Origin of the sequence: Arcobacter vandammei (assembly GCF_016106035.1) — a bacterium.
GTDB classification, from domain to species: domain Bacteria; phylum Campylobacterota; class Campylobacteria; order Campylobacterales; family Arcobacteraceae; genus Aliarcobacter; species Aliarcobacter vandammei.
The window spans coordinates 1-24153 of record NZ_JADKPZ010000010.1 but is presented as its reverse complement, the minus strand read 5'-3'; the positions used below and the strand labels follow the sequence as shown (position 1 = coordinate 24153).

Genomic DNA, 24153 nt, shown 5'->3' with positions numbered 1-24153 from the left:
TTATAATCTTAAAAAAAATAATAAAGGATCAAAATTGAGTGATTATTCAAAGCTAGAAAAGTGTTTGGATTATCAGTTTAAAAATAAAAATCTGATAATCGAAGCACTTACACATAAAAGTTTCAAAAAACCATACAACAACGAAAGATTAGAGTTCTTAGGAGATGCTGTTTTAAACTTAATTGTTGGAGAGTATTTATATACAAAATTTCCAAAATCAAATGAGGGTGAACTATCTAAAATAAGAGCTAGTTTGGTAAATGAAACAGGATTTACAAAACTTGCAAATGAGATAAAACTTGGTGATTATATCTATATTTCAAATGCCGAAGAGAGAAACAAAGGAAGAACAAAATCATCTATTTTATCTGATGCTTTTGAAGCAATTATGGGAGCTATATACCTTGAAAGTGGTTTAGAAACTTTAAAACCAATTATTCTAAAACTTCTTGAAGAATCTTACGACAAAATAAACCTTGATGTACTTTTTAGCGATTATAAAACAGCTCTTCAAGAGATAACTCAAGCTAGATTTGCCTCTATACCTGAGTATATTATTGAAGGATCTTATGGACCTGATCACAAAAAAGAGTTTGAGGTATCTATAAAAATTGATGGAAAAACTTATGGAAAAGCTAGTGGAAAAAGTAAAAAATTAGCACAACAAGCAGTTGCAAAAATTGCTATTGAAAAGCTAAGAGAGGAAGAGAATTGAATAGTTTTGGACATAGATTTAGATTTTCAACTTTTGGAGAATCTCACGGTGTTGCACTTGGTTGCATAGTTGATGGAGTTCCAGCTGGACTTAAAATCGATTTAGATTTTATTCAAAATGAAATGAATAGAAGAAAACCAGGACAAAATGAGTTTGCTACAAAAAGAAATGAAGGCGACAAGGTAGAGATTTTAAGTGGAGTTTTTGAAGGTTTATCAACAGGTACAAGTATTGCTATGATTATTTATAATGAAAATCAAAAATCTAGCGATTACTCAAATGTAAAAGATTTATTTCGTCCAGGACATGCTGATTTTACATACTTTAATAAATATGGAATAAGAGATTATAGAGGTGGTGGAAGAAGTAGTGCTAGAGAAACAAGTGCAAGAGTTGCTGCAGGTGCTATTGCAAAACTACTTTTAAATGAACTTGATATAAAAGTGCAAAGTGGAATTTGTGCAATTGATGGAATAGAAGCAAATAGCTTTGATTTTTCACAAGTGGCAAATAGCCCAATATATGCACTTGATAAGAGTGTTGAAGAGTTGCAAAAAAAAGCTATTTTAGATGCTAAGAACTCTCACAATAGTGTGGGTGGAGTTGCACTTATAAATGTAAAAAATTGCCCTATTGGATTGGGTGAACCAATTTACTATAAACTTGATTCTCAAATAGCAAATGCTATGATGGGAATAAATGCTGTAAAAGCAGTTGAAATTGGTGATGGAATATTAGCTTCTAAAGTAAAAGGTTATGATAACAACGACCAAATAAGAAAAACTGGATTTAAAACAAATCATAGTGGCGGAATCTTAGGTGGAATTTCAAATGGAGATGATATAAATGTAAAAGTATATTTCAAAGCAACTCCATCAATATTTATAGAGCAAGATACAGTTGATATTTATGGAAATGAAGTAGCTTGTAAGCTAAAAGGAAGACACGATCCTTGTGTGGCTGTAAGAGGAAGTGTGGTTGCTGAATCTATGATGGCAATAGTTCTTGCTGATTTACTACTTTTAAATATGTCATCAAAAGTTGAAAATATTAAAAAAATATATGCTAAGTAGGTTTATATTTTTACTGTTTTTCTCTTTAAATCTCTTTGCATCTGAAGATTTAGCAAAGAGATTAATCCTTGCTTATCCAGATTTTTTGGAAAAATATGAAGATAATTTTATATTTTTTAAAGATGGTTCAAAACTCTTATTTTCTGACGATAAAACATATTCAAACTATGAGGATAGATTAAATAACTCCTCTTTGAAAGAGCAAATGAGTATGAAATATGTAAAAGTTGAAGATGATATAAACTTTATTCCAACACAAAATGATGATGCAGGAAGATTTAGAAATGAAGAATTTTTTAAAAAAATGTATGGACAAAATAAAAAAGAGATAGAAAAAAATCTCGTAAAAATAAAATGGCTTGAAAAAAGTGAAAATAAAACTATTCTTGTTACAAAAATAAATAATATTGATAAAAAACTAGCAAATATCAGTAAAGAACTGGATGTTCTTCCAAAAGAGTATAAAAAATATCTTACAAATATTGCAGGAACTTATAAATATAGAACAATTAGTAAAACAAAAAGGTTAAGTAGTCATAGTTTTGGAATATCAATAGATTTAAATACAAAATATTCAAATTATTGGCTTTGGGAGAAAAAAAGTGATAAAATTGCAAGTTACAAAAATCAAATCCCAAAAGAGATTGTAAAAATTTTTGAAAAATATGGCTTTATTTGGGGTGGGAACTGGTATCACTATGATACTATGCACTTTGAATATAGACCTGAACTTTTAAATTAGGAGAATTTTTGATAGTTAATATGAATATTCCTAGAGGGAAAAAATACTCAAAAAGATGGATAGGATTTTGGAGTTTTTTTGTTTTTTTTACCTTTATTTTCGTTACAAATCCTACAAATTTTAAAACTATTGAAAAAAATGATATAAATTTTGAAATTTTAGGAGTAAATGAAAATAATCCAAATTCAAATATTTCTCAGGTAAAAGATGAACTTTTTAATATTAAAGCTGGAGAAAAAGAGTCTGTAATTTTAAATATAAATTTTTTAAAAAGCTCTTTTGTAAAGCTTGAAATTTATGCTCAAGAAGATTATATTGATGGAGATATATTATTTGAGATTTTTAAAAATGATAAGCTTTTAGAAAAAGATATTGTTAAAACTGGTGATAAATCATTAATTATAAAAGATTATTTAACACCAAACGATAAAATAAAACTTGTAGCATCAATAAATGCAGATAACCAAACTTGGGCAAAATTAAATATAAAAAAAATAGCAATTAGTGATATTTTTTTGTTAATTTCTTCACTTTTTTTATGGCTTTTGGTTCTATTTTTAACATTTAGGAAAAATCAAGCTGCTATAACTTTAGGGATTTATACAATATTTTTATTAGCAATTTATGCTGAATACACTACTTTTAATCAAATAGATATAAAATCACTTTTGGCAAATAGTGGGATTTTAATAGCAATAGCCCTACTTTTAGCTCTAATTTTCAACTTCTCAAAAAATATAAAAATTGCAAGTATAATTGCTATTTTTACAGCTTTAATATTTTTTGTTTTAGCTTTTGTTCCTTTGATGTTTATCTCTTATAAATTGGCATTTAATATTCCACTAGAAAAAGAGGCTCTTTATTCAATTTTCCAATCAAATACAAGTGAAAGTATGGAGTTTATAACTAGTTTTGTTCCTATTGGTTCTATTTTATTTATTATTTTTTCTTTAATATTTTTATTTTATATATCTTGGTGGCATAGAAATAGTAAAGTTAGAAGCTTTGATTTTACAACACTTTTTATTTTAATAGTAAGCACTTCAATAATAGCAATTTCATATATAGATAATATGAAGCTTCCTAATTTTATACAAGAGCATTATAATACTTATATAAAGGAGCTTGAGACATTTAAAGATATTCAAAATAAAAAGAATTTTAATGAAAACTTTGAAGCTTCAAAAGAGAAAATTGGAGAGACATATATTTTTGTAATTGGGGAGTCTTTAAATAAAAGACATATGCAACTATATGGTTATCCTAGACAAACTACTCCAAATTTACAAAAACTATATGAAAATAGTGAAATTTTAAAATTTAATAATGTTTTTTCAAATCATGTTTTAACTATGAGTACTCTATCTTTAGCTCTAACTGAAGCTTATATTGGAAGTAGTAAAAAATATTTTGATTCAGCTTCGATTGTTGATATATTGAAAAAAGCAAATTTTGAGACAATTTGGCTAACAAATCAAAATCTATTAGGAGCTTGGGATAATCTTGTATCAATAATTGCTTCAAATACAGATGAAACAATAAGTATAAATAACTCAATAGGAACAACAACTAGAACACAAAACTATGACGGGGAACTAATAAAATATTTAGATAAATTTTTAGAGACAAAAAGCTCAAAAAATAGAGCAATTTTCATACATCTAATGGGCAGTCATCTTGCCTATTGCCAAAGATTTCCAAAAGAGTATAGAGTTTATAATGATGATTTAGATGATAAAACTTTTGGAAAAAATTTAGCTTCAAAAAAAGATATTAAAAACTTTGTAAATTGCTATGATAATAGTGTTTTATATAACGATTTTGTAGTATCTTCTATGATTGAAAGTATAAAAAAACAAGAAGGTGTTAATGCCTTGATTTATATGCCAGATCATGCTGAAGAGGTTTTTAAAGCCTATGCTCATGACCCTGGAAAATTCACTTTTAATATGACACAAATTCCTCTTATTATCTGGTTTTCACAAGATTATAAAGATAAATATTTTGAAAAATATGAAAATATTTTAGAAAATAAAAATAGATATTTCTCAAATGATAGATTATATGATACTTTAATAGGTATTACAGATATAAAAACTCCTTTATACAAAGCTGATTTTGATTTAAGTTCAAATAAATATTTTATAAATGAAAAAGAGGCTTCAACACTTCATGGAAAAATAAAATTTGCACAAAATGATAATTTTATCTATTGGCAAGGAAAGAATTTTGATTATCTTTTAGAAAATAGTATAAATGATAAATTTATTATAAATAGTATTAATAGTTTAGGTAAATTAAACGATATTATAGAGTTTGGATTTAAATCTTTTGGCTTAAAACTAAGTTTAAATAAAGATAAAAAATTAGTTATCAAAGATAATGAAGCTTTATTTTTTGAAGATATTTTAAATAGTATAAATTTAGAAAATATAGATTTTATACATATTGAAGCTTCAAAAGAGAGTTTAAAAGAGTTAGATAATATCTCTACAAAATTTGATATAAAATCAAAACTAATTTTAAATAGTAATGAAATTATAAAAATCAAAACTCCTTTTGATAGTAAAAATTTCATAAAAGATATAAGAAATCAAAATATATCTAAATTTAGTAATAAACTTTATTCACTTGAATATAAATCAAACTTTGATTAAGAGTATAGTAAAGTTTTTTTGAATACAATACGGGCTTAAAGCAACTCTTTGGTCAAGGGTTGCTTTTTTGTTTTATAAAATAGCCATATCTATCTAAACTTTTTATACTGATACAAAATTCCTTTGTCAAAAACTAGCCATTTTGAAGATGGAAGCTCTGCTTCTTTTAAAGTATTATTTGTCCAAGTATTACAAGTGTGAAAAATACTATAACTTCCAGTTGCCTCATAAAAAGCATCATTTTCTCCATATTGAGCTTTTGTTTTGATATTTATAGCATTTCCATTTTCATATTGTAAATTTTTCTTTACAGTTGAAACTATTGAAGCATACTGCTCTTTTGAAATTGGTACTTTTATAGTCAAATCATCTTCTTCTATATCCTTATAATATGTGATATGAAAAGCAGTTGAGCCAATTCCAAGACCTGCAACCAAGGCTGTACTAACTTTTAGTTCACTCCAAGTAGGAGTATCTAAATAAAAGCCTTTATCGCCCCAACCTATAGAGATATAGTTAAAATCTTTACTTTTGCTAAGAGTATTTTCAAATGGGAAAAGCTTTGCCCAATAGATAATATTATTATCAAGTGGTAAAATAATATCTGTATGAACACCATTTGATTTTAAATACATCTCATATTCTAAATTTGAATAGGTTTTATACTCATTTGTAACTCTTGCAAAAATAAATTCAACTATAAAAAAGATTACTACTAAAAAAATTATAAATAAGAAGAAAATAAAGATATTTTTTATAAGATTTTTAATCATAAAGCCCACTTTTTCGTAAATTAATTTTATTATTTTTATATTTTTTTTATAAATATATGGTTAAAAAGAATATTATTTCTACTTTTATATAAGATATTACTCATTTTCCAAACTTGTATAATGCAACTCCAAACCTTTTGATGTTGCTACAAAGCCATTTATATTGATTTTTCCATCATGAACCATTTTATGGTGTGTTTTACAAAGTGGAATTAAATTGTATTTATGGTTTGCATTTATATGCCCAATAAAACCTTTTTCATCAGCTTTTGACTGCTCAATTATATGATGAACTTCTTCACAAGCACGACCGCAAATCACACAAGTACTTGTATATAAATTGTTATTATATTTTGAAGATTGTTTTTGCGAAATTCGCTCAATTTTTGTGTAATCATCTGCTAATTTCTTTCTAATCTCATTTGCAGTATTTAAAAACTCTCTATCCATATGAAGTGATTTTGCAAACTCCAATCCATATATAGATGAACCACTTCCATAAGATAATTTTCTATTAAAAATCAACTTATCTTCGCTATCTTCGTACATAACAGCCAAATGAAGACAAATAATATTTTTTAGATTCTCAATTTGCGGAATTTGTGGAAGTTGATGTAAATGTGTAGCAAATACAAAAAGTGCTTCAAGTTTTGACAGTTTTAAAATAGCACTTGCAACAATACTAAGCCCACTTAAAGTTTCAGTACTATGACTTATCTCATCTCCTAAAATCAAAGATTTTTTATTTGCACGATTAAAAATATTTTTTAAATCCATCATCTCAACTGCAAAACTAGATAAGCCTTTTGCAATGTTATCAGCTCCGCTAATTCTTGTAAAGATTGAGTCAAATATTGAAAATCTCATAGATTTACAAGGCACAAAAAATCCAGCTTGTGCTAAAATAACACTTATTCCAATAGCTTTCATTAAAGATGATTTTCCAGAAGAGTTTATACCAAAAAGTAAAATTCCGTGCATTTTATTGCTTGTAAGATTTATAGGATTTGAATTTTTTACTATTAAATTATCTTTATTCTCTTTTGAAACATAAGATAATTCCCCTAAAATAATATCATTTGGAACATAAATTCCTTGCTCTTCATTGCTCTCAATTATTGGATGTCGCAAATCTATAAGTTCTAAAAAATTCTCATCTTCTTTTGTTTTTACTATTTTTGGGCAAGTATAATTATATTTTTTTGCTGTTTTTATATTTGAAATTGTTAAATCTGTTTCAGCTATAAATTGAACTAACTCTTCTAAAAGTATGGCAAACTTTTTCTCAAGCTCAATAAGTTTCTCTTTGAAAACTAGCTTATTTATCTCTACAATTTTTCTAAGATTATGAACATATTTATCTGAAATTTCATCACTTAATCTACAAGAAATTTTTACAGAATTTGTTTGAGTTTTTATAGAAAAATCTTTAAAAAGTAGTAGTTCATTATCTATTATTATATGAGATTTTAGAAGTTCATCTTTTATTAAGTTGTATCTATTTTTTGTCAAAGATAGAAAAAAGCCCTCTTTATCAAGTCTATTTATACTTACAAAATTGCTATCATCACTTTTTATAAAACCTAAAATATGCTCTTTTATAAGCTCCAATTTTGATATAAGCCTATCATTTTCTTCATTTAACTCATCAATTTGAAGATTTATTCCACTTGTTATCATATTTGTATCGACATCTTTTAGCATAAATCTTCCACTTATACTTAAGTCAAAAGTACTATTTATTGATTTTATAAAGCTATCTATTTCAGCACTGCTACATGGTGGAGTTATAAATTTATAGTTTTCCATAAATTTAACAATCTCTTTTATACTTATTAAAGAGTCATAAAGATAGTTCAACTCAAAAGGGTGAAGCCTACTTAGTTTTATTCTTCTTGTAAGTCTTTCTATATCATAAATATTTGCTAATTCACCTTCTATTGGAGTGTGATAATCATAAAGTTCAAGTGATAAATTATATCTTCTACTTAGCTCTTTTGTATCTTTAATTGGGTTTGTTAATCTCTCTTTTAAAAGCCTTTTTCCCATAGCTGTTGAAGTATTATTTACTAATTTTATCAAACTTGGGTTGTGAGTTGTGTCGATTATATTTAGTTGTTCTAGTGCATTATTACCTAAATAGATATATCTGCTAACATCTAGTTTTATTGGATTTGATAATTTTTGAATAATTGCACTATCATGAGCTATTACAAAATCAATTAAAATTGCCAAAGATTCGCTAGATAGTGGAGTTCTTTCCATATCTAAATGCTCAATTGAGGTTAAAAGTGATTCTATATTAAAAACATTTTTAAAAAGTTCATTTTGATATGAAATTTTTGGTCTAAAGTTTCTTAAATGATAGCTTTTTAAATTTAGCTCTAAATAATCTATAATCTCTTTAGAATTTATATTTTTATCAGCAATTGTAACAATTACTTCGCTAGTTTTATGCATATTCATATAATTAAAAACTTCATCAAGAGCAAAAAATTTATCTTCAGCCGTTCCAAAAACTTCATTGTAATAACACTTTGCAGTTGTTACATCTATTGCACTATAACCTATTAAATAATTTCCTCTTATTTGATCAATTACTATTGAAGTTATAAAATTGTCATCTTGATCTACAATAAAATCAAAGTTAGTTCCAGGACTTACAACAACATCTAAATATCTACTTACATTGGGAGGAATACCTTTTTGCCGTATAATTGCAATAGTATATTTTTGTTCAGCAATAATCCTAGCTAAATGTTTTTCAAAAGATATTGCTGGAACTCCAGCCATTATTGGATTTTCTTTAGAGTTTTCAAGTATTGATTTATTTTTTCTTGTAAGTTGGATATTTAAAAGTTCAGCTATTTCTTTTGCTTTTCCAATTTTCTCTTTTTCGTTGTTTACTTCATAAACTTCAAAAAAAGTTCCTATTTCCATAAGAACAAGGGCATTTTGTCCATATTTTTGTTCAAAAAGTTCTTGTAATTTAAAATAAGTAGTTGTTAGAAGTTCACTTCTATTTTCAAGTAAAAAAGCAACCTCTTCTCTCACTATTGTCGCACTCCAGTCCAATCTCTAATCATTTTTCGCTCATCTTTTGAAATATTTGCATCTTTATGAACTAAAGTATATGCAGGAAGGGGCATAGATGAATGAGCTGTCCTATAAATTGCTTTTAATTTTTCATTTTTTTGTACATAATTATAATTTTCCCAATCTGAAAAGTTCAAAGCTCTAACACCCTCTTTTGTGTGATTTATAACAACCCAAGAAAAAGGAGCAACATTTGAGTACCAAGGATATTTAATCTCATTTGAATGGCAATCATAACAAGCTTTTCTTAGTATAATTTTTATATTTTCATCAGCTTTTATCTCAGCTGGGCTATTTTCTATATACTCTATTTTATCGGGTCTTATAAACTGCATAAGTACAAAAACCAAAGCTATAATCAAAAGTGCCAATTTCATCTTAAAATACCATCTTATAAATTCTATTTATTTCACTATTAAAAATATCTAAACTAATATTTCTTCCATATCTTTTAAACTCTTTACCTTCAAAAAAAACTATTATTGTTGGGTTTGAAAAAACTGTAAAATGTGTGCTTATTTCTAAACTATCTTCTACTAAAATAGGCTTTATTAAAGGGAAATTCTTTTGTAAACTATCTTCTATTTTTGGTCTTAAAACATGGCAAACAGAGCATGATTTTCCACTAAAATATAGTAAAACTGCACTATTTGTTTTTAAAACAGTGTTTAACTCTTCTTTGTTATCTATTTTTTGCATAATATTCTATAAAAAGATAGGAAAACCTATCTTTTTATACCTGATGTCCACAGTTTTTTGTAAGTCTATCTTTTTGAGCTAAATATGAGTTTAAAGCACCTAGATATGCCTTTGCAGTTGCTAACATAGTATCAATACTTAAACCATGTCCCACAAATGCTGGTGTTGTATCATCAAAACTTACTCTTGTTGTAACTTTTGCTAGTGCATCTTTTCCTTCGCTAACTGATATTACTTTATAATCTTTTAGCTCTCCACTATATCCTGTCATTCTATCGATTGTTTTAAAAATTGCATCCATAGTTCCATCACCTAAACCAGCATCTTTTAAAACTTCATCTTTATATTTAATTGAAACAGCTGCCATTGGCATACCGCTTGAACAGTCACTTATTTGTAAACCAACTAATTCAAAAATTTTATCATGATTTAAAGCTTCATCAGTGATTAACATTCTTACATCATCATCTGTTATATCTTTTTTCTTATCGGCTAAAACTTTAAATCTTTCAAATGCTGCATTTAACTCCTCATCACTTACACTATCAAAACCTAATTGTGCAATTTTATCTTTAAATGCTGCTCTTCCACTATGTTTTCCTAAAATTAAAGTGCTATCTTTGATAACTCCAACATCTTCTGGTCTCATAATTTCATATGTTTCTTGATGTTTTAAAACACCATCTTGGTGAATTCCACTTTCGTGTGCAAAGGCATTTTTACCAACTATTGCTTTATTTTGTTGTGGCTCAACCCCTGTAATTGTGGCAACCAATCTTGAAGTTGCATAAATTTCTGGTGTATTTATACCCGTATATAAATCTCCAAAAACATCTTTTCGCACTTTTATAGCCATAACAGCCTCTTCTAATGCAGAGTTCCCAGCTCTCTCACCCAAACCATTTATTGTAACTTCTATTTGTCTAGCACCATTTACAACAGCAGCTAAAGTATTTGCCGTAGCCAAACCTAAATCGTTGTGATTGTGAACTGAAATTATTGCTCTTTCACCTGCATAAGTGCTTAACTCTTTTACCATTGCACCTAATTCTGTTGGTAATCTATATCCAACAGTATCAGGTAAATTTATAGTTTTTGCACCAGCACTTATAACTGCGTCCATAACCTCTTTCATAAAAGGAATTTCACTTCTTCCAGCATCTTCCAAAGAAAACTCAACATCATCTACAAAAGTTCTAGCATATTGCACTGCGTGAACTGCTCTTTTTATAACTTCATCTGGAGACATTTTTAATTTATATTTCATATGAATTGGACTTGTTGCTATAAATGTATGAATTCTATGTTTTGGAGCATGAGAAACTGCTAATCCTGCTTGTTTTATATCATTTTCTATAGCACGACTTAATGAACAAATACTTGCATTTTTTATAATTTTTGCTATTTGACTAACTGCATCAAAATCCCCAGGACTTGCAGCTGCAAAACCAGCTTCTATAACATCAACTCCTAATTTTTCTAACTGTAAAGCAACTCTTAATTTCTCTTCTGTATTCATAGAACAACCTGGGCTTTGTTCTCCATCTCTTAAAGTAGTATCAAATACAATAATTTTATTTTTATCCATAATATTTACCTTTTCATTTCTTAATTGATTATATCTTTTTTTATATAAAAAAAGAAAAACAGATTTGTTGGAATTTTATTTAATTATAAATTTATAATTAGAGTGTTTTTTTTAAGAGAAGAAGAGAGTTTACACTTTTAATGAAATTGTGTTTAAAAATATCAAATATTTTCATATGACTCTCCTTTTTTGTAATTAGATTGTAAGTATATTTATTTTTTTTATATTTGTCAAGGATAATTTTTATCTTCTTCTAAAATTTAAACTTTTTAATAAATCACTTTTTGTGATTAGTTCATTGCCATTTATATCAGCAATTGTCCTTGCGACTTTTAAAACCTTATTTATACTTCTAAAAGATAGAGCATAATTTACTCTAGCTTTTTCCAAAATATCTCTACTTTCATCATCAAGTATGCAATATTTTTTTATATCTTCATCACTTAATTTTCCATTTAATTCTACTTGACCTCTTTGCTTTTGCCTAATAAATGCTTCAATTACACTTTTATGTAGTTCAGCTGAATTTACAATATTTTTATTGTCATTAAAACTATCATTCATTACTAAATACAGATCAATTCTGTCCAAAAATGGTTCACTTAAACGATTTTTATATCTTTGTATCTCCATCTCATTACATCTACACTCTTTCATACTTGATAGCTTATTTCCACAAGGACAAGGGTTCATAGCAGCAACAAAAATAAACTTTGTACTATACAAAACTTTACTATTTACCCTTGAAATTAAGATTTTATAATCTTCAAGAGGTTCTCTTAAAGCTTCCAAAATATTAGAAGGGAAATGTGGTAATTCATCAAAAAACAGAATTCCACTATTAGATAAAGCAACTTCTCCCATTTTTGCATTTGAACTTCCTCCACCAAAAATAGATGATTTTGTACTTGAATGGTGAGGATTTCTAAAAGCTCTTATTGGCGAAAAATCTACTTCTTTAAAATCAAGTGCTTGAAGTTTAGCTTTTTCTAAAATTTCATCCAAACTCATAGGAGCTAAAATATATTGCAATCTTTTTGCTATCATAGATTTTCCGCATCCAGGGCTTCCTTCCATAATTAAATTATGGTTTCCTGCAGCACTAATTAATGCTGCAAACTTAGCCATATCTTGACCTAAAACATCCTTAAAATCATCAATATAGTTTGTATCATAAAAATATTTTTCACCATTTATCTCTAGCTCTTTATATTTTTTCTGCTCTTTTTTATATAAAAACTTCTCTTTCTCAGAGCTTTTTACAAACTCCATTGCACTATTTAAACTATTTACAACAAATACTTCAATATTTGGAATATTTACCAATTTTTCAGCACTATCTTTACAAACTACAACTTTTTTTAACAAATTTTTCTTTGCTAGAGATAAAACAATTGCAAAAATATGACTTGTATCTTTTATTGTTCCATCCAAAGCCAACTCTCCAAAAAAGAAATAATCAGAAAAATCAACTTTCTTTTCATCAAAAAGTGCTATTTGAAGTGCTATTGCTAAATCAAAATGTGTTCCTTTTTTATTTATTTCAGAAGGTGATAAATTTATCGTTATTTTTAATGGAGGGAATTTAAAGTCATTTATTAGAAGAGCTGATTTGACTCTATCTTTGGATTCAGTAATACTCGTACTTATTAAGCCAACAATTGTAAAACTTGGCATCCCTTTTGTAAAACTAGCTTCTACTTCAACAACTGTTGCATCTATTAAATCTTGAACTGCTGATTTTATTATTTTCATATAAGACCTAAATAATTTATTTAATTATATATAATTATTTATAAAAAATTGCACTTTTAATTTCATTTATTTAAAAGATTAGTTGATATAATAAAATAAAAATAGGATTTTTATATGTCAGAACTTATGAATTGTCCTGATTGTGAAGCTGAAATATTATCAAGAATGGGAACTATTTGCCCTAATTGTGGCTTTACAGTAGGATATTTTAATGGAACAACAAAAAGAAAAAAATATGGTAAATTTTTTGCACTTACTGTTTTTGCACCTTTTTTCTCATTTGTAACTCTTCTTTTTGCTCAAGTAAATATTTATAGTTTTTTAGTATCTATTGCAATATTTTTTTATCTTGCAATAAAAGCTTGTCCTTATAATTTCAAAGAGATTTTTGGAACTAAATTTGAAAAGCTGTTTTTTTGGATAGTTTGGGGATTTGTAAATAGTTTTTTACTTATTTTAATAATAAATATATTGAAAAAAGGTATTTAAAAGAGAAATTATTTTTTCTCTTTTAATTTTCTTTTCCACTCTTTTTCAAACTTTTGTCTTTTTGTAAAAGATAGATTTTCTATAAAAACATGACCTTCTAAATGTTCCATTTCATGTTGCCAAGCAACAGCTAAAAAGCCTTCTGTTTCCATAGTTTGTTTCTCTCCAAATCTATTATAATATTCAACAATAATATGATTTGCTCTAGTTACATCTTCATAATATCCAGGTACACTTAAACACCCTTCTTGATAAACTTGAACTCCATCTTTATGAGTTATTTTTGGATTTATTGCCTCAATTAACTCATTCTTATCTTGAATATCTTCTTCATTTGGAATATTTATAATTAAAATATTAAGTGGAATTGCAACTTGAATAGCTGCAAGTCCAACTCCTTTTGCTTCAATCATAGTTTCATACATATCATCAAGTAAAGTATGAAGTTCAATATCAAACTTTTCAACATCACTTGATTTTGTTCTAAGCAATTTATTTGGATATGTAATTATTTCTCTAATCATCTTCTATTCTTTATTTGTGTTTTACAATCACTTCATCAATAAGACCATATTTACAAGCTTCATCTGCACTCATAAAATTATCTCTATCTGTATCTTTCTCAATAGTTTCAAATTTTTGTCCAGTTTGAGAAGCTAAAATACTATTTAAAGTATCTTTTAATCTTTGAATCTCTTTAGCTTGAATTTGAATATCTGTTGCTTGTCCTCTAGCACCACCTAAAGGTTGGTGAATCATAATTCTTGAGTTTGGAAGTGAGTATCTCTTACCTTTTGCTCCAGAACTTAACAAAAATGCACCCATAGAAGCAGCTTGACCGATACAAATAGTGCAAACATCAGGTTTAATATAGTTCATAGTATCAAAAATTGACATACCAGAAGTTACAACTCCACCTGGAGAGTTTATATATAAATATATATCTTTTTCAGGATCTTCAGCTTCTAAAAATAGAAGCTGAGCAACTACAGTTGAAGCAACAGCATCATTGATTTCACCACTTAACATGATAATTCTATCTTTTAGAAGTCTTGAATAAATATCGTAACTTCTCTCTCCTCGACCAGTTTTTTCAACTACATATGGTATATAACTCATATTATTTTTCCTAAAATTATTTTGCTAATTTCTCATCAAATAGTTTAGAGATAACTTTCTCTTCAATAATTGACATTTTAATTGCAGGTAAATATCCAGCTTCTTGATATTGTTTTAATACATTTTGTGGATTTTGTCCCATTTGAAGTGCTTCAAAATATAATAATTGAGAAACTTCTTGATCGCTTACTTCTACACTTTCAGCTTTTGCTAAAGCATCAATAATAAATGTAGCTTTTACAGAGTTTGTGGCATCTGTTTTTAACTCTTCTCTAATAGATTCAACTTTAGAAGCATCATTTTTTAACTCATTAATTTCATCTTCACTCATAGATCTGATTTTATTATTTAATGCAAAATTAACTTCTTGTTCAACTACAGTTTTTGGTAAAGCAAAGTTTATTTTTTCAACTAAAGTTTCTAAGAAAACTGGTTTTAGCTCATCTCTATAATAAGTAGCTTTTTCACCTGCTATCATTTGCTCTTTAATTTTTTCCCTTAAAGTATCTAAAGTTACATCTTTTTCATTTGGTAACATTTTTTGTGCAAACTCATCATTTAATTCAGCTGCAACTCTTTCTTGAATTTCGTGTAAAGTTACTTTAAATACAGCCTCTTTACCAGCTAAATCTTTTGCTTGGTACTCTTTTGGAAAAGTAACAACAACATCTTTTTGCTCTTCGTATTTCATACCAATAACTTGCTCTTCAAATCCTGGAATAAAAGAGTTTGAACCTAATTGTAATGGATATTTTTCAGCTTTTCCACCCTCAAATGCCACACCATCAACAAAACCTTCAAAATCAATTACAGCATAATCACCATCTTTTGCAGCTCTTTTTCTAGCAATTTTTTCTAATGGTGCTGATTGACTTGCAATTTCAGTTAATCTTGCATCTATTTTTTCAATTCCCACTTCAATAGTTTTTACTTCAGGAACTAGTGCTTTATAATCACCTAATTCAATACTTGGTTTACAAGCAACTGAAATTTCTAACTCTACACTTCCATCTTCTTTTTTATCGAATTTAGAGATACTAGGCTCTCCTATTAAATCCTCATTTTTAAGTTCAAGTAATTTTAAACCTTCATTTAAAACTTTTCTAATAGCTTCACCTTGTGCATCCTCAAGTAACTTATCTGCATATCTCTGTTTTACAACTGCAACAGGAACTTTTCCTTTTCTAAACCCTTGAACATTCATAGTTTTAGCTGCTTGTGTTGCAACTTTATCTAAGTTTTTTTCTATTAACTCTTTTGAAAGTGTTGCTTTTATCTCAACATTTGCTTCATCAACTCTATTTGCTTTAAATTCCATCAAATTTACTCCGATTTTTAATTTTAGCAAATATTTTATCTAAATTTTAATAAGGCTTTTCTTTAAAGTGTTTTTTGTAGATTTAAAATAAAAAACAAAAGATTAATAATCTTTTGTTTTTCTCATTTGTAGAAGTTCCCTTTGAACAGAGATATTTATACTTTCATTTGCTTCAAAATTTAAACTATAATTTCTTCCATCATAATCAACAGAATTTAAAATGATTTTTAAAGCTTCTAATCTTGCTAGATGTTTATCATCACTTCTTATTATATGCCAAGGAGCAGATCTTGAAGTTGTTCTTCTTAACATCTCATATTTTTTCTCAGAAAATTCATCCCATAAATCTTGAGCTTGCATATCAACTTCTGAAAATTTCCATTGTCTTAAAGGGTCGTGAATTCTTCTATCAAATCTTCTTTTTTGCTCCTCTTTTGAAACAGAAAAATATAGTTTAATTAAAATCATTCCTTGTCTTACTAAATCTTGTTCAAAATTTACAATATCTTCCATAAAAATTTCATGCTCTTCTGGTGTACAAAAACCAAAAATTGGCTCAACCATAGCACGATTATACCAGCTTCTATCAAATAAAACTACTTCTCCACCTGTTGGAAAATGTTCTATATATCTTTGTAAAAACCACTGATTTCTTTGAGTTTCAGTAGGTTTTCCAAGAGCTACAACTCTATAATGCTTATTATTCATATATCTTGTAATTCTTCTAATAGCTCCACCTTTTCCTGAAGCATCTCTTCCTTCAAAGATAATAATCATTCTTTTATTCTCTTTTTCCAACCAATCTTGAAGTTTAATAAGCTCTATTTGATAAGGTTTTAAACTTTGTAAATCATATATTTTTTGAATTCCCTCTTCTAAAACATCTTGGCTTAGTTTTTTGTAATCTTTTAAAAGAGTTTTTAAATACAAATTTTCATCTTGCAATGCTTTTAAATTTTCATCTAATTTTAAATTATTTTTATGAATTATTTTTGTATTTTGAGCTTTTACTTCTTCTTTTACAAAATTATTTTCAGATACATTTGTAACTTTTGTTTTAAAATCCTCAAATAATTTAACAGCTTTTTGTAAAGTCAAATTATCTTTTTTTGAGTATCCCAAAACTTTAACATATCTTTTTTTATCATGTTGAAATCTTGCAATAAACTTTTTACCAAAAGTTGAGTGTTCTTCTCTTGAAACATAAAGCCCAACTGTAGCTGTTTTATCAAACTCATTCAAATTCATATGTCGCCTTTTTCTACCCTTGAGGCTTGATGTTTTTGTTCCATATTCTCAATCTCAACAGAACCATTTATAATTATTTTTTTATCTATTTTAAACAAAGACTCATCTTTTGATTTTTTACTATAATTAATACTATTTAAAATGTATTTCATACAATTTAATCTAGCTTTTTTCTTATTATCACTTTTTACAATTGTCCAAGGAGCTGTTGGTGTGTGAGAAGCCATTAGCATAGAGTATTTAGCTGCTGTATATTGATCCCACATTTTTTGTGATTCTTGATCTATTGGAGAAAGTTTGTACTGTTTTAATAAATCCGTCTCTCTTTTTTTAAATCTTTTTTCTTGCTCTTTTTTTGAAACAGAAAAATAAAATTTAAATAAAATAATTCCTGCTTCAACCAACATTTTTTCAAAATTAGGAACATCTCTTAAAAATTGCATATGTTGTTCTTTTGTACAAAAGCCCATAACAGGCTCAACTCCACCTCTATTGTACCAAGATCTATCAAATAAAACCATCTCTCCTGCACTTGGTAAATGGTTAATATATCTTTGAAAATACCATTGTGTTCTCTCATCTTCATTTGGTTTTTCTAAAGCAACAATTCTAGCTCCCCTTGGGTTTAGATGTTCTGTTACTCTTTTTATAGTTCCACCTTTTCCAGCAGCATCTCTTCCTTCAAAAATTATTAAAACTTTTAAACCTTTCTCTTTTACATAATTTTGAAGTTTTAAAAGTTCAATTTGTAAAAGAGTTAGTTCCTTTTGATACTCCAAAGTATCTTTTTTAACCCAAACTTGAACTTTTTGTTCTCCATCTTCTATTTTCTCTTCTAAATCTTTTCTTTTTCTCTTTTTGTCCTTTCCATGCTCTATATTTTCTTCAGTATCTATTACAACTTTATCTTCAAAAGTATGCTTTAATAAACTTCTATCGTGCCCCATTTTTATCTCCTAATATTTATGAAAGTCTCATTTGGTAATCATTATAACCAAATTCTTTAACTATTTTATAACTATTTTCCTTTGTTTTTAAAACAATTGCTGGTAATTTAATCCCGTTAAATGTTGTTGTTTTTACCATTGTATAGTGAATCATATCTTCTAAGATGATTTTATCCCCTACTTTTAGTGGCTCATTAAAAGAGTAATCACCTATTATATCACCTGATAAACAAGTGTTTCCACCCAATCTATATGTATATTTTTTCTCATTTGGCATTCCAGCACCTCTAATTGCTGCACGATAAGGCATTGCAAGAGTATCTGGCATATGTGCTTCTGCACTTGTATCTAAAATTGCTAAATTCATACCATTTTCAAAAACATCTAAAACTGTTGCTGTTAAAAAACCAGTTTGCCATCCAATAGCTTCACCTGGTTCCATATAAACCTCCAAATGTGGATACCTAGATTTAAAAGCTTTTAAAAGTTTTATTAAACCTTCTACATCATAATCAGCTCTTGTTATATGATGTCCACCACCAAAATTAACCCATTTTAATTTTGAAAAATATTTTGAAAAATTCTCTTCAAATTTACTCAAAGCACCCTCAAGTGCATCTACATTTTGCTCACAAAGTGCATGAAAATGTAAACCTTCTAAATATTGTAATACACTCTCATCGAAGTTTGCTTTTGTTGTTCCCATTCTTGAAAATGGTGCACAAGGATTATACAAATCAACCTCAACACTTGAATATTCTGGATTTATTCTAAGTCCCATTGAAACTTTTCCAAAAGCTTTATCTTTGTATCTATTTACTTGGTTTATTGAGTTAAAAACTAAGTGGTGAGAAAGATTTATAATTTCATCTATCTCTTCATCTTTAAAAGCTGGACTATAAGTGTGTACCTCTTTTCCAAACTTTTCTTTAGCTAAAATAGCTTCGTGAAGTCCAGAAGCACAACACCCTTGTAAATATTTTTTGCATAAATCAAAAGTTGAGTGCATAGCAAAACCTTTTAGGGCTAAAAGAATTTTAACTCCTGCTTCATCTTGCACATATTTTAGAAGTTTCAAATTTTTTTCAAGCAGCTCTTCTTCACAAACAAATGCTGGACTTGGAAGCTCTTCAAGAGTTTTATATATTTTATTTTCCATATTTTTTCCTAAATATTTAAAGTTTTTATCTATTTTTCAATAAAAACAGATAGAAAGTTTAAAATGTTTTTTCAAAATTAAGAATTTAAAATAAAAAAATTTTATTCTTAAAAAGATTAAGAGATTTTTTTCAAAAACAAGGCTTGAAAAGTAAGAATTTAGGAGTTTACTAATAGTAAATGACTAAATTCTTGTCTTTTTGTAAACGAAGTTTTTGGAAAAAAGAATTAATCTTTTACTTTTATTTTATAGTTCAAGGATTTTCCAAGGTAAACCTTGAGTGTTAAGTTCATCCATAAACGGTTGTGCATCAAACTCTTCTATATTAAATACACCTGTGTTTTTCCAGATACCTTTGTATAACAACTTACTTCCAATCATCGCTGGAACTCCTGTTGTATAACTTACTGCTTGTGCACCTGTTTCTTTATATGCTTCTTGGTGATCACAAATATTATAGATATATACTTTTCTTGGTTTTCCATCTTTAATTCCCTCAATTATACAACCAATATTTGTTTTACCAACTGTTCTTGGTCCTAAACTTGCAGGATCTGGAAGTAGAGTTTTTAGAAACTCTATTGGAATAATCTCAACTCCTTTATGCATTACTGGTTCAATTCCTAGCATTCCAACATTTTGTAAGCAGTTCATATGTTGTATATAGCTATCTCCAAAAGTCATAAAAAATCTAATTCTTTTTAAGCCTTTGATATTTTTTGATAAGCTCTCTAGCTCTTCGTGATATAGTAAATATGATGCTTTTACACCAATTTCTGGATAATCATGATCAACTCTTATTTCTAGTGGTTTTGTCTCTATCCATTGCCCAACACCTTTATCATCTCTTTGCCAATATCTTCCATTTGCACTTACTTCTCTAAGATTTATTTCTGGATTAAAATTTGTAGCAAAAGCGTATCCATGATCTCCAGCATTACAATCCATAATATCTATATAGTGAATCTCATCAAAAAGATTTTGCTGTGCATAAGCACAAAATACACCTGTTACACCTGGGTCAAATCCACTTCCAAGAAGTGCCATAACACCTGCTTCTTTAAACTGGTTATCTCTTGCCCACTGCTCTTTATACTCAAATTTTGCTTCATCTGGGTGCTCATAATTTGCAGTATCCACATAATCAACTTTACATTTTGTACAAGCATCCATAATTGTCAAATCTTGATAAGGCAAAGCAACATTTAAAACCATTTTTGGATTTACTTTTTCTATTAATTTAACAAGCTCATCAACACTATCTGCATCTACATGAGCTGTATCTATTTTTACACCTTGATTTTTTAAAATATCATTTGCAATTTCATCACATCTACTTAATGTTCTTGATGCCAAAGTAATTTTTTCAAAAGTATCAATATTCATTGCACATTTTGTCGTAGCAACCCTACTTACTCCACCAGCACCAATAATTAAAATACCCTTTTTAGCCATAAATCTTCTCCATAAATAATTATTTCTATATTATACACTTTAATATATAAAATAAATGATTGAAGTTTCTTTTAATAATTTTTCATATATCATTGCACTACAATTCATGGGGATGACTTGGTATCGATTAGAGCAGTGAGTTTTAGTTGCATGTCGGCCTGAACATGCCGTTACGCGGTTCATTTTTTTTAGACGCAAATAACACAAATTACGCTCCAGCTTACGCTAAAGCTGCGTAAGTTTAACTTACTTTTGACTCGCTCTAGGGCTTGAGTCTAACGGAGACTTACACTACTAATTCTATCTAGGTAGACAAATGTAGGTTCACAACAGATAGATTATCTTTAAAAGGTTGATTTGATTTTAAAGAGAAATTTTCAAATCTTAGCTTTTTACTTGCCTTTGGAAGTTGAGTTGGTATTAAGCGAAATTTTTCAACTTTGCTAAACATGTAGACGCTTCTATGATCTGTTTTAAGACTGCGGTTCGATCCCGCACATCTCCACCAATACTTTTTGATACTTTTCTAATTTATCTAATCTTCTTCAAAATTATATATTTGTAGGCTTTTCTAAACTTTATTATTATTTAATATTAACAATAATATTTTTAGCAATATCCAACTATAAAATTAACAATAATTAAGAAGAATAAATCTAAAAAATACTCTAAAATTTCGATAATAATTTTTTAAAAGGTGAGTATATGAAAAAGATTAATAAAGTACTTATTGCAAATAGAGGAGAGATTGCACTAAGAATTATAAGAGCTTGTAAAGAGCTTGAAATTCAAAGTGTTGCTATTTTCTCTGAAGTTGATGTAGATGGTATTTGGGTAAAAAAAGCAGATGAGTGCTACCCTATTTTAGGAGATGTTGTTCAAGCATACCTAGATTATGAAAAAATCATCTCTATTGCAAAAAAATCTGATTGTGATGCAATTCACCCAGGATATGGTTTTTTAAGTGAAAATGCTGATTTTGCAAGAGCTTGTGAAGAAAATGGTATTATTTTTATTGGTCCAAAACCAGAGCATATAGAACTTTTTGGTGATAAAATGGCTAGTAAAGTAGCTATGAAAAAAGTTGGAGTTCCTGTTCTTGAGGGTACTGATGAGCCAATTATTGATATTGAAGAGGGTGCAAAAATAGCTCGTGAGATTGGTTTTCCTGTAATTATCAAAGCTGCATTTGGTGGTGGTGGAAGAGGAATGAGAATAGTAAGAGAAGAGAAAGACTTCAAAGAACTATTTGAAAGTGCCTCAAATGAAGCTAAAAAATATTTTGGAAGAGGTGAAGCATTTATTGAAAAATATGTTGAAAATCCAAGACATATTGAAATTCAAATTATTGCTGATAAATATGGAAATGTTCTACATTTAGGTGAAAGAGATTGTTCTATTCAAAGAAGACACCAAAAAGTTATCGAAATTGCACCATCTCCACTTTTAAACAATGAAGCTAGAAAAGAGCTATATAGAATTGCTACAAAAGCTATGTTCAAACTAGGTTATGAAAGTGTAGGAACAGTTGAATTTTTACTTGATCCAGATGATAACATCTATTTTATCGAGATGAATACAAGAGTTCAAGTTGAGCATCCTGTAACTGAAACTATCACGGGAGTTGATATTATCCAAAGAATGATTCAAATTGCTGAGGGTAGCAAGATGATTTTCTTACAAGAAGAGATAAACTTTAGAGGTTACTCAATTGAGTTTAGAATAAATGCTGAAAATCCACTAAAAGGATTTATGCCATCTGTAGGAACAGTTGAAAAATACTTAACTCCAGGAGGTCCAGGTGTTAGACTTGACTCTGCACTTTATACAGGATACAAAGTTCCACCAAATTATGATTCAATGGTAGGAAAACTAATTGTTTGGGCAATTGACTGGGAAGGAGCTGTTAAAAAAGCAAAAAGAGCTTTAGATGAGTTCTATATCGAAGGTTTCCCTACAAATATCCCACTTCATAGAGAAATTGTAAGAGATCAAGATTTCAAAGACGGTATTTTTACTACAAACTATCTTGATACAAAAATGGATATTTTTACTTTACATAGTCAGGATAATATCCACGAAGAAGAAGAAAAAGTAGAAAACTTAAAAAAATTAATTGCTACTATTAACTCAAAAAACATTCAAACAAGACACTAATTTTAAGGGCTTATTGCTCTTAAAATAGTTATAATCCTTTCCATATTTAAAATTTTTAAAGGTTTTTTGTGTCTATCTTTTTTACACTTTTAGGAAAAATAATACCTTTATATATAAGTATTATTTTAGGATTTCTAAGCACTTATTTTTTAAAATGCGACAAAGAAACAGTAGCAAAAATCTTGCTATATCTTCTATCTCCTTTAATCATTTTTAATGCTGCACTAAATGTAAAACTTACTGCTTCAATACTTTTTTTACCTATATTTTTCTTTTTGTTTAGCTCAATTTTGAGCTTCATACTTTTGGCATATTTCAAAAAAATTTATAGCGATAACACGGCAAATCTTTTGGCTTTTAGCACTTCAACAGGAAATACTGGAAATATAGGTATTCCTCTAGCAATTTTATTTTTAGAGCAAAGTATGGTAGATGTTTTTATCTTCACTGTTTTAGCTTCACTTTTATATCAAAACTCTGTTGGTTATTATATAACAGCAAAAGGGAATTTTAGTGCAAAACAAAGCCTTAAAAAAGTGCTAAAACTTCCAGTTTTATATGCTTTTATCTTAGGAATTATCTGCAATTTACTTGAAATTAAACTTCCAGAAGTTTTTGCAAACTACAATGAATATCTAAAAGGAGCATATACAGTTTTAGGTATGATGATAGTTGGAATGGGACTTGAACATATGCGAACAAATGGAGCTTTTGATATAAAATTTATCTCTTATGCTATGTTTATAAAATTTATTTTATGGCCAGTTGTTATTTTGGCTTTTATTTTTATAGACAAAAACTATATTGGCTTTTTAAATGATGGGCTTTATACTGTTATGTTTTTGTTTTCTATTGTGCCACTTGCAGGAAATACTGTAACAGTAGCAACTTTGCTAAATGTAAAACCACAAGTGATGAGTGTTGCACTATTTATCTCAACTGTTATTTCTCTATTTTATATACCTTTGATTTTATATTGGTATATGAACTAAACTCTTTTTTTATATAAAGCCCAAAAAGAGCTAGAGAAATCCCAACTATTTTATTTAAATTGGGACCATAAATTAAACTGTGTAAACCACCTTTAACCCATTTTCTTACTTTGTGTATTTTTCCATAATTTCACTGAAAAATATACAAAGTTGAGGATAAATCTCACTCCA

20 protein-coding genes and 1 other RNA gene are annotated in these 24153 nt (G+C 28.0%); 8 read left to right on the top strand and 13 right to left on the bottom strand.

Features of this window, described 5'->3' with window-relative positions; all coding sequences use genetic code 11:
* Nucleotides 1-34 precede the first annotated feature (34 nt).
* From rnc to IQC44_RS06750, 4 genes are read left to right on the top strand one after another with little or no spacing between them, the layout of a single operon-like run.
* A complete protein-coding gene (gene rnc / locus IQC44_RS06765) occupies nucleotides 35-715 on the top strand; it encodes a ribonuclease III (RefSeq protein ID WP_198305589.1) in 681 nt (226 codons plus the stop codon).
* Nucleotides 712-1788, top strand: a complete 1077-nt coding sequence (gene aroC, locus IQC44_RS06760; RefSeq protein WP_198305588.1) for a chorismate synthase — start codon at nucleotides 712-714, stop codon at nucleotides 1786-1788. Before rnc ends, aroC begins: the two co-directional genes overlap by 4 nt.
* Entirely contained in the window at nucleotides 1778-2530 is a 753-nt protein-coding gene (locus IQC44_RS06755) for a M15 family metallopeptidase (protein WP_198305587.1), read from the top strand. Before aroC ends, IQC44_RS06755 begins: the two co-directional genes overlap by 11 nt.
* Before the next feature lie 8 nt (nucleotides 2531-2538).
* Complete coding sequence (locus tag IQC44_RS06750; protein WP_198305586.1) at nucleotides 2539-5187, top strand: phosphoethanolamine transferase; 2649 nt, start codon at nucleotides 2539-2541, stop codon at nucleotides 5185-5187.
* 89 nt (nucleotides 5188-5276) lie between these two features.
* Here the strand turns inward: IQC44_RS06750 and IQC44_RS06745 are convergent, their stop codons facing one another.
* The 6 genes from IQC44_RS06745 to IQC44_RS06720 all read right to left on the bottom strand — a co-directional run bounded on the left by IQC44_RS06745 (nucleotide 5277) and on the right by IQC44_RS06720 (nucleotide 13098).
* Nucleotides 5277-5960: a TIGR02117 family protein gene (locus IQC44_RS06745; RefSeq protein ID WP_198305585.1), complete on the bottom strand. Its 684-nt coding sequence runs from the start codon at nucleotides 5958-5960 to the stop codon at nucleotides 5277-5279.
* Nucleotides 5961-6056: 96 nt separating this feature from the next.
* Nucleotides 6057-9014, bottom strand: a complete 2958-nt coding sequence (locus IQC44_RS06740) for a MutS-related protein (RefSeq protein WP_198305584.1) — start codon at nucleotides 9012-9014, stop codon at nucleotides 6057-6059.
* Nucleotides 9014-9433, bottom strand: coding sequence for a heme-binding domain-containing protein (locus IQC44_RS06735; protein WP_198305583.1), 420 nt, complete (start codon nucleotides 9431-9433; stop codon nucleotides 9014-9016). Before IQC44_RS06735 ends, IQC44_RS06740 begins: the two co-directional genes overlap by 1 nt.
* Nucleotide 9434: 1 nt before the next feature.
* The gene (locus tag IQC44_RS06730) at nucleotides 9435-9755 is read right to left on the bottom strand and encodes a thioredoxin family protein (RefSeq protein ID WP_198305582.1); all 321 of its coding nucleotides are present in this window, start codon (nucleotides 9753-9755) and stop codon (nucleotides 9435-9437) included.
* A gap of 34 nt (nucleotides 9756-9789) precedes the next feature.
* A complete protein-coding gene (locus tag IQC44_RS06725; protein WP_198305581.1) occupies nucleotides 9790-11343 on the bottom strand; it encodes a 2-isopropylmalate synthase in 1554 nt (517 codons plus the stop codon).
* Between the two features lie 243 nt (nucleotides 11344-11586).
* Nucleotides 11587-13098: a YifB family Mg chelatase-like AAA ATPase gene (locus tag IQC44_RS06720; RefSeq protein ID WP_198305580.1), complete on the bottom strand. Its 1512-nt coding sequence runs from the start codon at nucleotides 13096-13098 to the stop codon at nucleotides 11587-11589.
* Nucleotides 13099-13212: 114 nt separating this feature from the next.
* Between IQC44_RS06720 and IQC44_RS06715 the strand changes: the two genes are divergently transcribed.
* Nucleotides 13213-13587: a hypothetical protein gene (locus IQC44_RS06715; RefSeq protein ID WP_198305579.1), complete on the top strand. Its 375-nt coding sequence runs from the start codon at nucleotides 13213-13215 to the stop codon at nucleotides 13585-13587.
* An 8-nt stretch (nucleotides 13588-13595) separates the two neighbouring features.
* Here the strand turns inward: IQC44_RS06715 and def are convergent, their stop codons facing one another.
* The 7 genes from def to IQC44_RS06680 all read right to left on the bottom strand — a co-directional run bounded on the left by def (nucleotide 13596) and on the right by IQC44_RS06680 (nucleotide 20833).
* A complete protein-coding gene (gene def / locus IQC44_RS06710; RefSeq protein WP_198305578.1) occupies nucleotides 13596-14111 on the bottom strand; it encodes a peptide deformylase in 516 nt (171 codons plus the stop codon).
* 10 nt (nucleotides 14112-14121) lie between these two features.
* Nucleotides 14122-14706 (bottom strand): ATP-dependent Clp endopeptidase proteolytic subunit ClpP, encoded by a 585-nt coding sequence (gene clpP / locus IQC44_RS06705; RefSeq protein ID WP_198305577.1) that lies wholly within the window; start codon nucleotides 14704-14706, stop codon nucleotides 14122-14124.
* 16 nt (nucleotides 14707-14722) lie between these two features.
* A complete protein-coding gene (tig, locus tag IQC44_RS06700; protein ID WP_198305655.1) occupies nucleotides 14723-16024 on the bottom strand; it encodes a trigger factor in 1302 nt (433 codons plus the stop codon).
* 102 nt (nucleotides 16025-16126) lie between these two features.
* A complete protein-coding gene (ppk2, locus tag IQC44_RS06695; protein WP_198305576.1) occupies nucleotides 16127-17272 on the bottom strand; it encodes a polyphosphate kinase 2 in 1146 nt (381 codons plus the stop codon).
* Complete coding sequence (ppk2, locus tag IQC44_RS06690) at nucleotides 17269-18219, bottom strand: polyphosphate kinase 2 (protein WP_198305575.1); 951 nt, start codon at nucleotides 18217-18219, stop codon at nucleotides 17269-17271. The genes ppk2 (IQC44_RS06695) and ppk2 (IQC44_RS06690) overlap by 4 nt, the downstream gene beginning before the upstream one ends.
* Before the next feature lie 16 nt (nucleotides 18220-18235).
* On the bottom strand, nucleotides 18236-19378 hold the full coding sequence (gene nspC, locus IQC44_RS06685) for a carboxynorspermidine decarboxylase (protein ID WP_198305574.1): 1143 nt from the start codon (nucleotides 19376-19378) through the stop codon (nucleotides 18236-18238).
* 246 nt (nucleotides 19379-19624) lie between these two features.
* Nucleotides 19625-20833 (bottom strand): saccharopine dehydrogenase family protein, encoded by a 1209-nt coding sequence (locus IQC44_RS06680; RefSeq protein ID WP_198305573.1) that lies wholly within the window; start codon nucleotides 20831-20833, stop codon nucleotides 19625-19627.
* Nucleotides 20834-20941: 108 nt separating this feature from the next.
* On the opposite strand from IQC44_RS06680, the gene ssrA reads away from it, so the two are divergent.
* The 3 genes from ssrA to IQC44_RS11765 all read left to right on the top strand — a co-directional run bounded on the left by ssrA (nucleotide 20942) and on the right by IQC44_RS11765 (nucleotide 23982).
* Nucleotides 20942-21341, top strand: a transfer-messenger RNA (tmRNA) gene (gene ssrA / locus IQC44_RS06675).
* Nucleotides 21342-21538: 197 nt separating this feature from the next.
* Entirely contained in the window at nucleotides 21539-22990 is a 1452-nt protein-coding gene (locus IQC44_RS06670) for an acetyl-CoA carboxylase biotin carboxylase subunit (RefSeq protein WP_198305572.1), read from the top strand.
* A 68-nt stretch (nucleotides 22991-23058) separates the two neighbouring features.
* Nucleotides 23059-23982 carry an AEC family transporter gene (locus tag IQC44_RS11765; RefSeq protein WP_198305571.1) on the top strand — a complete coding sequence of 308 codons (924 nt, stop codon included), beginning with the start codon at nucleotides 23059-23061 and terminating at the stop codon, nucleotides 23980-23982.
* Nucleotides 23983-24153 lie beyond the last annotated feature (171 nt).